Source organism: Paenibacillus sp. FSL M8-0334 (assembly GCF_038000405.1).
In the GTDB taxonomy this organism is placed as follows: Bacteria; Bacillota; Bacilli; order Paenibacillales; family Paenibacillaceae; genus Paenibacillus_AQ; species Paenibacillus_AQ campinasensis.
In genome coordinates this window covers 156,594-169,965 of sequence record NZ_JBBOCH010000001.1, presented here as the reverse complement: position 1 = coordinate 169,965, position 13,372 = coordinate 156,594, and the positions used below count along the sequence as shown (strand labels likewise).

Below are 13,372 nucleotides of genomic sequence, written 5' to 3'. Positions count from 1 at the left end.
CTTGTTACGAACGAAAGCGGGGGATAGTTCATGTTAAGCGGAAAAGTGATCGTGGTTGGCGTTACTGGCGGCATTGCTGCCTATAAAGCGGCGACGTTATGCAGCAGGCTCGTCCAGAGAGGGGCGGATGTTCATGTCATCATGACGGAATCCGCGAAACAGTTCATCACAGAGCTGACGCTGCAAACTTTAACGAAAAACCCTGTATACAGCGATACATTTGATGAGAGAGATCCTGCGGTTGTCTCGCATATTCATCTGGCGGATATGGCCGACCTCGTGCTTGTAGCCCCTGCTACAGCCAATGTGATTGCCAAAATGGCCCATGGCCTCGCGGACGACATGCTGACGACGACATTGCTGGCTACAACAGCTCCAGTAATGATCTCGCCTGCGATGAATGTGCATATGTACACCCATCCGGCTGTCATGGCGAATATGGAGACGCTGGTATCCCGGGGCGTGCAGATGATTGAACCTGGCGATGGCCTGCTGGCCTGCGGCTATGTAGGAAAAGGCCGGATGGAAGAGCCTGAGACGATTGTTGAGGTTGTGGAGCAGTTTTTCAGGGACCGGGAGACGAGCCTGCAGGCCGACCAGGACGCTGTGGGAGCGCTCAACGCGGCATCTTCTGACATATTGAAAGGTAAAAAAGTGGTTGTAACCGCAGGAGGGACGATGGAGCGGATCGACCCGGTGCGTTATATCACCAACGATTCCTCCGGCAAAATGGGGTTTGCTATCGCCAAAGCGGCCCAAGCGCTGGGCGCTGATGTTCATCTGATCGCCGGCCATACCGATGAGCCGCCTCCGCAGGGGATCTCCGCCGAACAGGTGGAGTCTGCCGAGGAGATGTATCAGGCGGTGCTGCGCGTCTTTGACGACAGCGATATTGTGATTAAGTCGGCTGCCGTAGCCGATTACCGGCCTGCGCAAGTAGCTACGTCAAAAATTAAAAAGCGCGGGGATACGATGACGCTTGAGCTGGTCAAGACGACAGACATTCTGGAGAGCCTCGGCCAACGCAAAAGCTCTCAGTATCTGATCGGCTTCGCCGCCGAGACAGATTCGCTCGAGCAACATGCCAAGGATAAGCTGAAGCGCAAAAACTGTGATCTTATCGTAGCCAATGATGTGACAGCAGCGGGGGCGGGCTTCGGTACGGATACGAACCAGGTTCATATCTATGACGCGGAAGGTCTTGTGCTTGAGCTGCCGCTGATGTCCAAGGAGGAAGTTGCCCGCAGGCTGCTGCTGCTCGCCGCCGAGCGGATATCCGGGAGGTCTGTCTGATGGAAATGGCCAAAGTCATTGTGGACGTGCCGTCCAAGGATACGGACCGGCCGTTTGACTATTTGGTCCCTGCTTCGCTGCGGCCCTGGATTGAGGTAGGGAGCCGGGTCGGTGTTCCTTTCGGGCATCGGACCTTGCAGGGATTCGTTGTGTCGCTGCATCCCCGTCCCGAGATGGACACCTCGAAGATGAAGCCGATCCAGGAGGTGCTCGATGTGCTGCCGCCGCTGTCCCGGGAGCTGGTGCAGCTCGGGGAATGGATGAAGGAGCGGTATGCGTGCAGGCAGATTACAGCGCTGCAGTCGATGCTGCCGACCGCGCTGAAGGGGAAGGCTGAACGATACATTTCACTGCCGGAGCGTTCTGACACCCCTGATGAGACCGAAGGGCTGTTCTCTCTTCAGCCTGAAAGCGAAGAGGAGGAGCGGATTCTCGGCTTTGTCGGCCAACGGGGCGAGGTGACGATCCAGCAGCTGTCCCGCGCGTTTCCGGATCAGGCGGATGTGATCAAGACGCTGCTTGCGCGGGGAATGCTGAGCGAGCACCAGCAGATCAAGGACAAGCTGCAGAAGAAAACGATGAAGGCCGTCGAACTGGCGGTAGAGAAAGCGGCGGCGGAAGCGGCGCTGGGGGATTTCCCGGCGAAAGCCCAGCGCCAGAGAGAGGTGCTCTCTTACCTGCTGGAGATCGAGCCGCTGCTGCCGATCTCGCAGAAGGAATTGCTGCAGACGCTTGGCGTGACGGCAGGCACGGTGAAGGCGCTAGCGGATAAAGGACTCATTGCGATCAAGGATGTGGAAGTGTTCCGCGATCCGTATCGGGGCCGACATTTCAAGCCGAGCGAGCCGCTTGTTCTGACGGAGGAACAGCAGCGGGTATACGACAAGATCGTGCACAAGCTGGACGAGCGCCAGCACGGCGTGTTTCTGCTGCATGGCGTTACGGGCAGCGGCAAGACGGAAATCTATCTGCAGACGATCCAGCGCTGTCTTCAGCAGGAGCGTCAAGCGATTGTGCTCGTGCCCGAAATTTCGCTGACACCGCAGATGGTGGAGCGCTTTAAGGCCCGCTTCGGTGATCGGGTGGCGGTCATGCACAGCCGCCTCTCGGACGGAGAGCGGTATGACGAGTGGCGCAAAATCCGGGAAGGCAGAGCGTCGGTTGTGGTCGGCGCCAGATCGGCGGTCTTCGCGCCGTTTGACCGTCTTGGCCTCATCATTATGGATGAGGAGCACGAAACGTCGTACAAACAGGAAGAAACGCCGAAGTATCATGCAAGGGATGTGGCGATCCACAGGGCTGCTTTAAGCGGGGCTGCCGTCATACTCGGCTCGGCCACCCCTTCGCTGGAGAGCTATCATGCGGCCCGTTCCCAGGCCCAGGATGATTTTGCCCCTGTGCTGCTGGAGATGCATTCCCGCGCTTTGGGCAACCGGCTGCCGGAGGTTCGGGTTGTCGATATGAGGGAGCAGCTGCGCGAAGGGAATCGCTCTATGTTCAGCATCCCTCTTCATGAAGCGATTGCAGCGCGTCTTGAGCGAGGGGAGCAGACCGTTCTGCTGCTGAACCGGCGGGGCTATTCGACCTTTGTCATGTGCCGGAGCTGCGGCTATGTTGCAGGCTGCCCGGAGTGTGACATCTCGCTGACGTATCACCAGAAGTCTAATAATCTCAGATGCCACTATTGCGGTTATGCCGCTCCTTCGCCCGACGTTTGTCCGGATTGCGGAAGCGAGCATATCCGTTATTTCGGCACGGGTACACAGCGGGTAGAGGAAGAGCTGGCCAAGCTGTTTCCGGGCATTCGGGTCATTCGGATGGATGTGGATACCACGACGGAAAAAGGGTCCCACGAGAAGCTGCTTCAGCAGTTTCGGGACAAAAAAGCGGACGTGCTTCTGGGCACGCAGATGGTCGCCAAAGGGCTTGACTTTCCGGATGTGACGCTGGTCGGCGTCATTACGGCCGATTCGGCCCTGAATCTCCCGGATTTCCGGGCGGCGGAGAAGACCTTCCAGCTTCTGACGCAGGTGGCCGGTCGAGCCGGCCGCCATCAGCTGCCCGGCGAGGTGGTTATCCAGTCTTATACGCCGGAGCACTATTCCATTATCCATGCGAGCGGGCATGATTATTTATCCTTTGTCAAAGATGAGCTCAAGCATCGGAAGGCGCTGCATTATCCGCCGTATTGCCGGCTCATTCTGGTGACCCTTTCCCATGAACAGCTGCCGCTGCTTGTGCGAACCGCTGAAAATTATGCCGCGATGGTGAAGAAAGAAGCAGACCGGCGGGGATGGTTCGGGAGCCTGGACCGATTCGCAGCCGATGCGCTGGATATTCTCGGGCCTGTCGCTTCCCCGATTCCCCGGCTTAAAAATAGATACAGATTTCAATGTATGATAAAATGGCGTGGGACGATGGATGCCGTCTCGCTGACCCGGGACGCTGCGGAGCAGCTGCAGGAATCGGTACGGGACAGCGGGCTTGCCATCAGCATCGACGTTGATCCGCAAATGTTAATGTAAATCCGCATATAATGTTGAAAAGTCCAAGGAAGGTGTGTAGCGTAAATGGCAATTCGTATTATCGTAAAGGAACCGGATGAGGTTCTTCACAAAAGAGCCAAGGAAGTAACGAAAATTACCCCGAACGTGCAGAAGCTGCTGGATGATATGGCAGACACGATGTATGACGCGGATGGTGTCGGGCTGGCGGCTCCGCAGGTCGGCATTTTGAAGCGGTTGATCGTTGTTGATGCCGGGGACGAGAACGGATTGATCAAGATGATCAACCCCGAGATTATCGAGAGCGAGGGCGAGCAGTTTGGTCCGGAGGGCTGCCTTAGCATCCCGGGCTGGAACGGAGACGTGCGGCGCGCAGAGAAGGTTACTGTCAAGGGACTGGACCGCGACGGCAACGAGATTGTTGTAACGGGGACAGGACTGCTGGCCCGTGCCTTCCAGCATGAGATCGATCATCTGAACGGCGTGCTGTTCACCGATATCGCGGAACGGGTGTATGAATATACGCCGGAGCCGCCGAGAAGCGAGCTGGAGAACCGATGAACATCGTATTTATGGGAACGCCGGCTTTTGCCGTACCCAGCCTGGAGATGCTCCTGTCCGAAGGTTACCGCGTGGTTGCCGTCGTTACGCAGCCGGATCGACCGCAAGGGCGCAAGAAAGTGCTGACGCCTACACCGGTCAAGGAAGCGGCGCTTCGCCACGGCATCCCGGTGCTGCAGCCTCAGCGGCTGCGCAGTCCGGAGGCGGTGGCTGAACTGGCCAAGTATGAGCCGGATATGATCATCACGGCAGCTTACGGCCAGATTTTGCCGAAATCGGTGCTCGATATGCCGCGGCTTGGCTGTCTGAATGTGCACGGCTCGCTGCTCCCCGCCTATCGCGGGGGCGCGCCGATTCAGCGCTGCATTATCAACGGCGAGAAGGTCACCGGCATCACGCTGATGTATATGGCCGAGGGGCTGGATACCGGCGATATGATTGCGAAGCTTGAGGTCGCGATCGCGGAGGAGGATACGGCCGGAAGCCTGTTCGAGAAGCTGAGCGTTGCCGGGGCGGAACTGCTCAAGCAGCAGCTGCCCCGGCTCATGCAGGGTAAGGTGGAGGCGGAGCCTCAGAACGAAGCTGAGGCGACCTATGCGCCTAACCTGACCCGGGAGGATGAACGGATTGACTGGTCCCGCTCCTCGCGCGACATTTACAATCAAATTCGCGGACTGGTCCCGTTCTCCGGCGGATTTACCCTGTGGAACGGCGAGGTGTTCAAGGTGTGGGCCACCGCCAAGCCGGAGGGAGCGGCAGGACCGGCGGATGCAGCGCCAGGCACGGTGCTTGAGCTGACGGAGCAGGGCGTGTTGGTGAAGACCGGTGACGGGACGATCAAGCTGCTGACCGTGCAGCCAAGCGGGAAAAAGGCGATGACTGCCGAGCAGTTTGTCCGCGGGACAAGCATGACGGTCGGGACGGTACTCGGATGAGCGGCAGCGGCAAAGCTAAAGGGCGTCCGGCATCCCCAAGGGAGCTGGCGCTGAATGTGCTGACCGAAGTTGAGCAGGAGGGGGCTTACAGCAACCTGCTGCTCAACGCTGCCCTTCAGAAGGCTTCTCTAAGCCGCGCGGATGCCGGCCTGGCAACGGAGCTGGTGTACGGGACGATTTCGCGACTGAACACGCTGGACTATTTTCTGGACAAGTTCGTGAACAAAGGGGTGGCGAAGCTCCAGCCGTGGGTAAGGGCGCTGCTTCGTCTCAGCCTTTATCAGCTCATGTACCTTGACCGGATTCCGGAGCATGCAGCGGTGAGCGAAGCGGTGAATCTGGCCAAGCGCCGGGGGCATCAGGGCATTTCCGGCATGGTCAACGGCGTGCTGCGCAGTGTACTGAGGCAAAAGGATGAGCTGAAGATTCCGGACGCTCTGCCTCCGGCCCGCCGGATCGCGCTGCGCCATTCCCACCCGGAATGGCTTGCTGAGCGCTGGATGCTGCAATATGGCGAGGCGACGGCCGAAGCGATATGCGCCGCCAACAACACCCCGCCTGCCGTCAGCGTCCGGGTGAACACCACGATGATCAGCCGGGACGCGATGCTGGAAGAGCTGCGGTCGCATGATCTGACAGCAGAACCCTCCGCGCTAAGCCCCTATGGCATCGTGGTGCAGGGCGGCGGCAATATGGCGCTCACCGAATGGTACCGCGAAGGAATGATCTCGATTCAGGATGAGAGCTCGATGCTCGTGGCCGAGGCAGTTGCGCCGGAGCCGGGCATGCGGGTGCTGGACTGCTGCGCCGCCCCCGGGGGGAAGACGGCTCACATGGCTGAGCTGATGAAGGATGAAGGCGAGATCGTTGCGAACGATATTCACACTCATAAAGGCAAGCTTATCCGTGAGCAGGTTGCCAGACTGGGTCTCGACTGTGTGACGACGATAACTGGCGATGCGCTGGAGCTGTCTTCCCGGTTCGAGCCGGCATCCTTCGACCGGATATTGCTGGATGCGCCGTGCTCGGGGCTTGGCGTCATCAGACGAAAGCCGGATCTGAAATGGGGCAAGTCGCCGGAGGATATCGCCGAGATCGCCGCTTTGCAGAGAAGGCTGCTTCATACCGCAGCCGAATTGCTGCGGCTAGGCGGGCTGCTCGTATACAGCACCTGTACGATCGAGCCTGCCGAGAACGAGGAGGCCGTGGCGGATTTCCTCGCGGATCGCGCGGACTTTGCCCTTGCCGAAGACGCTCTTGGCCCGCTTTCTCGCTTGCGTGAGGCGGCGCTCGTGCGAGGGGGAGGCATTCAGATTCTGCCGCAGCATTTTCATAGTGACGGATTCTATATTGCGAGACTCCGGAAGCTTCCCTAAGCGCTGGAGAGCGGTCCAAGAATCCTGTTATCCCGCCGCTTCGGCGGGTTTTCTCTTTTACGGTGCCTTTTATTTATGTTAAAATAGGAAGAATGAAAAAAGATGTGCATATGAATGAAATTAGACAGGTGTGGTGAAATGAAGCCTTTTATATACGACTATTCATTGGAAGAACTTCAAGCATGGGCTCAGGAACAGGGCGAGCCTGCGTTTCGGGGCTCCCAAATATTTGACTGGCTGTACGTGAAGCGTGTGAACGCCTTTGAGGAGATGACAAATCTGTCGAAGGAGCTTCGCCGCAAGCTTGAGGACGAGTTCAGCTTTGTGACGCTGTCGGAGATCACGCGGTTTGAGTCCAAGGACGGAACGGTCAAGTTTCTGTTCGGCCTTCACGACGATCACGCGATCGAAACGGTCATCATGAAGCATAACTACGGCAACAGCATCTGTGTTACGACACAGGTCGGCTGCCGTATCGGCTGCACGTTCTGCGCTTCTACGCTCGGCGGACTGAAGCGGAATCTGACTCCGGGAGAAATTGTGGCCCAGGTCGTTCAGGCTCAGAAGATTCTGGATCAGAGCGGCGAGAGGGTAAGCAGCATCGTGATCATGGGCTCCGGGGAGCCGTTTGAGAACTATGAGGCCACGATGAAGTTCCTGCGGATCATGATCCATGAGAAGGGGCTGAACATCGGGCAGCGTCACATTACCGTCTCGACCAGCGGCATTGTGCCTAACATTTATAAATTTGCCGATGAGGATACACAGATCAATCTGGCGATTTCCATCCACGCGCCGAACGACAAGCTGCGTTCGAAGCTGATGCCTGTCAACCGCAGATTCCCGTTTGATGATGTTATCGAGTCGCTTCGGTATTATCAAGCGAAGACCGGCCGCCGCATCACATTTGAATATGCTCTGATCGGCGGGGTGAACGACCAGGTTGAACATGCGGAAGAACTGGCGGATGTCATTAAAGACATGAACTGTTTTGTCAACCTGATTCCGGTGAACCATGTGCCGGAGCGGAAATATGTCCGCACATCGCGAAATGATATTTTCAAATTTCAGCGCGCGCTTGCGGATAAAGGAGTCAACGTTACCATCCGGCGCGAGCAAGGCCACGATATCGCTGCCGCTTGCGGCCAGCTTCGGGCCAAGCATATGGAGTTGAGGTGAGAAAACATTGATCAAGACGGTTCATGTAAGCCATGTTGGACGGGTCCGTCCTGTAAACGAAGATTCAGTATTCGTTCGAAATATGGAGCATGGCTACACGCTTGGCGTTGTGGCCGACGGCATGGGCGGCCATCAGGCCGGCGATACCGCCAGCAGGCTCGCTGTGGACACCGTGGCCGAGGATTTGTCCTCCCTGGACCCGGACATGTCGATGGAAGGCGTTCGCGCCGCGCTCGGCGATGCGATACTGCATGCGAACGAGGTCATATACCAGGAGGCTGCTTCCGACGAGCGTCTGCACAATATGGGGACGACGATTGTCGCGGTGCTGTTCCGGGGGAACGAAGGGTATATCGGTCATATCGGCGACAGCCGGGCATATAAGGTTGCGCCTGAGCAGGTTATTCGACTGACCGAGGACCATACGCTGGTCAATGAGCTATATAAGAGCGGCCAGATTACGGAAGATGAACTGGAGACGCATCCCCGGAGGAATGTGTTAAGCCGGGCGCTCGGAACCGATATCGACGTATCGGTTGAACTGACTCCGGTGTCGCTCGGCGACGGGGAAGTGCTGCTGTTATGCAGCGACGGGCTTAGCAACCGCGTCAGCCGGGAACGAATCGGCCAAATTGCCGGCGCACTGGACATTCCTCTTGAGGAAAGAGCGGATCGGCTGCTTCAGCTCGCGCTTCTTGCCGGCGGTGAGGATAACATTACCGTGGCGATGTTTGAACATCAGGAAGAGGCCGCCGGGCAACGTATAAAGGGGTGGGATTCATGATCGGACATGAATTGGCTGGTCGTTACAAAATTATAGAGCGAATTGGCGGCGGCGGGATGGCGCTCGTCTATCAGGCGCAGGACATTTTGCTGAATCGTTATGTGGCGATCAAAGTTTTGCGGCAGCAGTTTGTGCATGACGAGGAATTTATCCGTCGTTTCAGGCGGGAAGCGCAGTCTGCGGCATCCCTATCGCATTCGAACGTGGTCAGCATCTATGATGTGGGCCAGGAAGACGACATTCATTATATTGTTATGGAGTATGTGGAAGGGAATAATCTTAACGAAATCATTAAAGAACGGGCGCCGCTGCAGGTCGAGGAAGCGGTCCGAATTGCTACGCAGATCTGCGATGCCCTTGGACACGCCCATCAGAATCAGATCATTCATCGCGATATCAAGCCGCACAACATTCTGATCGGCCGCAACGGCCGGGTGAAGGTGACGGACTTCGGTATTGCAAGAGCGGTCACTTCGACTACGATTACGCAGACGGGTTCGGTGGTCGGGTCGGTTCATTATTTCTCTCCGGAGCACGCCAAAGGGGTGGCCACAGGGGAGAAATCGGATCTGTACTCGCTTGGCATCGTACTGTATCAAATGCTGACCGGTCGGCTGCCGTTTCTCGGTGAAAGCCCGATCAGCGTTGCGTTGAAGCATCTGCAGGAGGAATTTGAGGAGCCGCGGGAAGTGAATCCGCTCATTCCTCAGAGCGTGGAGAACGTCATTCTGAAATCGATGCGCAAAAATCCGCAGGAGCGGTACCAGTCCGCCGAGGAAATGATGGAGGATCTGGAGACTTGCCTGCTGCCAAGCCGCATCAATGAACCGAAGATGGAATTTGAGGAAGATGAGGATTCCACGCTGGTTATGCCGGCGATCAAAAGCATGGAGCGCAGCAGCCGTCCGAAGGACGAGCCGGATGCGGAAGAGGACGGGCCGGATGAGAAAGCCGCCGGCAGACGTAAGCGCAAATGGGTGAAGCCGACGGTGATCATCGCTTCTGTGCTGTTGTTCTTGGGGATTATGGCCGGGGTTGTTGCCTATGTTAACAAGATGCTTGAAGTGCCTGAGGTGACGGTGCCCGGCGTAGTGGATATGCCGGAAGAGGACGCGATTCGTCTGCTGGAGGAAAGCGGCCTTGCGGTTGATCCGGAAGTCATCCGGGAGTACAAGCCAGGGGTGGATGAAGGGATCGTATTTGGTCAAAGCAGACCTGAAGGCACTGTGGTGAAGAAGGATTCGCTGATCCAGCTGTCCGTAGGCGCGGCCAAGCCGCTCAGCGTCATGCCGGATTTAAGCGGCAAAACCTACGAAGAGGCGCTTGCGCTGCTGAAGGCGCAGAACGTGAAAGAGGAGACGATCAAGCAGAACACCGAGCACAACGATGAGGTGGATGCAGACAAGATCATCCGGCAATCGCCAGCTGCTGGTGCGGAGTTCGATCCGGACCAGGTGGAGATTGTGCTGACGATCAGCCGCGGCAAGCAGACGGTGAATATGCCGAGTCTGATTGGCATGTCCAGGGACGAAGCTGTCAAGACGATTGAGTCGCTAGGCCTTGAAGTAGAGGCCGTGAAGGAGAAATCGAGCTACGATGTCGAGAGAGGCAAAGTAATGGAGCAGTGGCCGTTTGAAGCGAATGAAGCGGTATCTCCCGGAACGAAGATTACGATTACGGTAAGCTCCGGACTGCCGGATGACATCGTCAACTATCGTTATAACGTACCGGTTGCTCCTGCCTATGAGGGTGAGCCGAGCCGAATCCGTGTTGTATTCACAGATGCGCTTGGCGAGAACAAGGAAGCCGTGAACAAAACGATTACAACGATGGAGACGATACCGGTCGATCTTGTCCTCGCGCCAAACAAAGATGCAACCGTCATGGTTCACCGTGACGGGCGGGTCATTGACACTTATGTCGTATCCTATACGGATGCCAAGAACGGCACCGTGACGGAGCCTACGATTGAACCGCCGCCGGTGCGGGATGTTCCGGTTTCCGGAGGCGAAGGTGAGGGCGGTTCCGAGGAGGGCGGCTCTGAGGATGAAGGTGAAGGCCATGATAATGGGAATGGTAACGGCAATGGTAATGGCAACGGCAGAGGGAACGGTCGCGGAAATGACGACTAACGATGACTAGCCGAAGCTGACATAACCGGCCGGACACTACAAGCACATGCTTTCGGATGAGTTCGTCTGTCCGGTATGTCGCTTGCGGTAGCCGGTTCTTGAACTTCATTATAAATCTAAATCCAACAGGAAAGGTGAGGCCTATTATATGCTAGAGGGACTGATCGTGAAGGCGCTAAGCGGATATTACTATGTCAAACCATTTCGAGATGACCGGTCGATATCCGGGGAAGACCAGGCGGTTCAATGCAGAGCCCGCGGCATTTTCAAAAAAAGAGGCATCTCTCCGCTCGTTGGAGACCATGTAAAGTACTCGCTAACTGAGAATGGGGAGGGGACCGTGGATGAAATTCTTCCACGGTCTTCCCAATTAATTCGTCCTCCGGTAGCGAATGTGAATCTGGCTGTGCTTCTGTTTTCTGTGAAGGAGCCGGATTTGAATCTGGTGCTGCTGGATAAATTTCTTGTACATATCGAACATTCCGGATTGGATGCGTTAATATGCCTGACTAAGCAGGACCTGGCTGACGAGAACGATACACAGGTTCAAGAGGTCAAGGCGCTGTATGAAAACATCGGTTACGAGGTGCTGATTACCAGCTCCTTGGAAGGGATTGGTGTTGAGCAGGTCAAGCAGCGGCTGGCGGGCGAAATCAGCGTGTTTGCCGGACAGTCCGGCGTAGGAAAGTCCTCGCTGCTGAATTCCCTCCAGCCAGGGCTGTCGCTGACGACAAGCGAGATTAGCATGCGTCTTGGACGGGGCCGGCATACGACGCGCCATGTGGAGCTGATTGAGCTGGATAATGGCGGATTCGTTGCCGATACGCCGGGTTTCAGCCAGCTTGATTTTCTGGAGCTGGGGGTTGAGGAGCTGTCGAGCTGCTTCCGCGAGTTCGTTCCTTATGCGGCGGATTGCAAGTTTCGTGGCTGCAGCCACATGCACGAGCCGGGCTGTGAAGTGATCCGGGCCAAGGCAGAGGGCCGCATTGCAGAAAGCCGCTATGTTCATTACACAGAGTTTTATGCAGAAATGAAAGACAAGAAGCGGAGGTATTAATATGATCATAATAGCGCCATCGATATTGTCAGCTGATTTTGCCAAGCTGGGGCAAGAGGTGCGGGAGGTTGAGGCAGGCGGAGCCGATTGGATCCACGTCGATGTGATGGACGGGCACTTCGTCCCGAACATTACCTTGGGGCCGCCGATTGTGCAGGCCATCAGACCGCATACTTCGCTGCCGCTTGACGTTCATCTCATGATCGAGCAGCCGGAGCGTTATATCGCGGATTTCGTGAAGGCGGGAGCGGACTATGTTACCGTTCATGCTGAAGTCTGCCCTCATCTTCATCGTGTCGTTCATCAGATCAAGGAGCTTGGCGCGAAGGCAGGGGTAGCCATCAATCCGGGCACGCCGGCGCATGTGCTGCAGGAGGTGCTTCCGGATCTGGATCTGGTGCTTGTCATGACGGTGAATCCCGGATTTGGCGGACAAGCCTTTATTGAACGGACCGTGAACAAGATTCGTCAGATCCGCGAATGGGCGGAGCAGTCGGGCCAAGCCGATCTTCACATTGAGGTAGACGGGGGCATTACGGCGGAGACAGCGCCGCTGGTCGCTACAGCCGGAGCGAATGTGCTGGTGGCAGGAAGCGCTGTGTACGGCCAGGCCGATCGCGCTGCCGCAATCGCCGGCATTCGCAGCAGCGTATCCTAAGCCGGCAACGAGGCAACCTAACATGATTTTTGCTGATTGCACCACGTGCGCCCCTCACTGCGCGTGGTGTTTTTCCCAGGGAGCTGCCCGGTTTGACCACATGCGATGCATAGGGCGGGGCGTTACCGCATAAGTATGGTTACATGAGCTGGGTTCTCATGTAGCCTTTTTTTGTCTGTGTTCACATCTGTAGGCTTGGTGCATACGATATTATAGGAAGGCATGAGAATGATTGGGGAGGGTGAGACATGAAATTCTATACGTTCAAGCTGCCGAAGTTTTTGGGAGGTTTTGTGAAAGCCATTTTAAATACGTTTCACAAAGGCTGACAGCTTGTCACGGCCAACCAACCTTTCGACTGGGGCGGCACCGCCAGGGGTGCTTTACTGGATGAAGAACATAAGGAATCACGATGTGATGCGGGTATACCGGATAGGGGAGACATACCGAGGCCCCGCGGAAGGTTTTTCTTGTGATATAAGAGAGTGCTCGGGTGTAGCTGCAGCTGCTTTGGGGCTTTCTTATATCTGAAAAAGCACCTGGCTGCGCAAGGTGCTTTTTGTTTAGATATGTATGTATCCAAAAACAAGAAAAACTTCCTGCCCCGGACCGCTCCCCGAAAGGTGCTGGAGATTAAGAAGTTTTTCTTCATTATAACATGAGATGATTATACGCGAGTCACTTTACCGGATTTCAAAGCACGAGTGCTGACGTATACACGTTTTGGCTTGCCGTTCACGAGAATGCGGACTTTTTGAACGTTAACGCCCCAAGTGCGCTTGTTGTGGTTGTTTGCGTGGGAAACATGGTTTCCGCTGCTTGGTTTCTTGCCAGTTACATAACATTTGCGAGCCATTTATTACACCTCCTTGTTCACTAACCCTGCATAAAAC

Annotated in this window: 12 protein-coding genes; 11 read left to right on the top strand and 1 reads right to left on the bottom strand. The window is 56.2% G+C overall.

All coding sequences use genetic code 11. The features are described from left to right. Positions 1 to 30 precede the first annotated feature (30 nt). From coaBC to spoVM, 11 genes are all read left to right on the top strand, one after another. Positions 31 to 1,293, top strand: a complete 1,263-nt coding sequence (gene coaBC, locus MKX64_RS00775) for a bifunctional phosphopantothenoylcysteine decarboxylase/phosphopantothenate--cysteine ligase CoaBC (RefSeq protein ID WP_095263304.1) — start codon at positions 31 to 33, stop codon at positions 1,291 to 1,293. Next, entirely contained in the window at positions 1,293 to 3,818 is a 2,526-nt protein-coding gene (gene priA / locus MKX64_RS00770) for a primosomal protein N' (RefSeq protein WP_155617337.1), read from the top strand. The genes coaBC and priA overlap by 1 nt, the downstream gene beginning before the upstream one ends. Positions 3,819 to 3,863: 45 nt before the next feature. After that, on the top strand, positions 3,864 to 4,358 hold the full coding sequence (gene def / locus MKX64_RS00765) for a peptide deformylase (protein WP_095263306.1): 495 nt from the start codon (positions 3,864 to 3,866) through the stop codon (positions 4,356 to 4,358). Further along, positions 4,355 to 5,293, top strand: coding sequence for a methionyl-tRNA formyltransferase (gene fmt, locus MKX64_RS00760; RefSeq protein WP_341035214.1), 939 nt, complete (start codon positions 4,355 to 4,357; stop codon positions 5,291 to 5,293). Before def ends, fmt begins: the two co-directional genes overlap by 4 nt. After that, positions 5,290 to 6,669, top strand: coding sequence for a 16S rRNA (cytosine(967)-C(5))-methyltransferase RsmB (gene rsmB / locus MKX64_RS00755; RefSeq protein ID WP_155617339.1), 1,380 nt, complete (start codon positions 5,290 to 5,292; stop codon positions 6,667 to 6,669). Before fmt ends, rsmB begins: the two co-directional genes overlap by 4 nt. 138 nt (positions 6,670 to 6,807) lie before the next feature. Next, positions 6,808 to 7,848, top strand: a complete 1,041-nt coding sequence (gene rlmN, locus MKX64_RS00750) for a 23S rRNA (adenine(2503)-C(2))-methyltransferase RlmN (RefSeq protein WP_095263309.1) — start codon at positions 6,808 to 6,810, stop codon at positions 7,846 to 7,848. A gap of 7 nt (positions 7,849 to 7,855) precedes the next feature. Further along, on the top strand, positions 7,856 to 8,632 hold the full coding sequence (locus tag MKX64_RS00745; RefSeq protein ID WP_095263310.1) for a Stp1/IreP family PP2C-type Ser/Thr phosphatase: 777 nt from the start codon (positions 7,856 to 7,858) through the stop codon (positions 8,630 to 8,632). Continuing rightward, positions 8,629 to 10,764 carry a Stk1 family PASTA domain-containing Ser/Thr kinase gene (gene pknB, locus MKX64_RS00740; RefSeq protein ID WP_341035213.1) on the top strand — a complete coding sequence of 712 codons (2,136 nt, stop codon included), beginning with the start codon at positions 8,629 to 8,631 and terminating at the stop codon, positions 10,762 to 10,764. The genes MKX64_RS00745 and pknB overlap by 4 nt, the downstream gene beginning before the upstream one ends. A 148-nt stretch (positions 10,765 to 10,912) precedes the next feature. After that, a complete protein-coding gene (gene rsgA / locus MKX64_RS00735; protein ID WP_341035212.1) occupies positions 10,913 to 11,821 on the top strand; it encodes a ribosome small subunit-dependent GTPase A in 909 nt (302 codons plus the stop codon). A 1-nt stretch (position 11,822) separates the two neighbouring features. Then, a complete protein-coding gene (gene rpe, locus MKX64_RS00730) occupies positions 11,823 to 12,479 on the top strand; it encodes a ribulose-phosphate 3-epimerase (RefSeq protein ID WP_095397529.1) in 657 nt (218 codons plus the stop codon). Positions 12,480 to 12,727: 248 nt separating this feature from the next. Further along, positions 12,728 to 12,808: a stage V sporulation protein SpoVM gene (gene spoVM, locus MKX64_RS00725; protein WP_095263314.1), complete on the top strand. Its 81-nt coding sequence runs from the start codon at positions 12,728 to 12,730 to the stop codon at positions 12,806 to 12,808. A 338-nt stretch (positions 12,809 to 13,146) separates the two neighbouring features. Here spoVM and rpmB read toward each other — a convergent pair whose 3' ends face one another. Beyond that, positions 13,147 to 13,335, bottom strand: a complete 189-nt coding sequence (rpmB, locus tag MKX64_RS00720; RefSeq protein ID WP_095263315.1) for a 50S ribosomal protein L28 — start codon at positions 13,333 to 13,335, stop codon at positions 13,147 to 13,149. Positions 13,336 to 13,372: the final 37 nt, after the last annotated feature.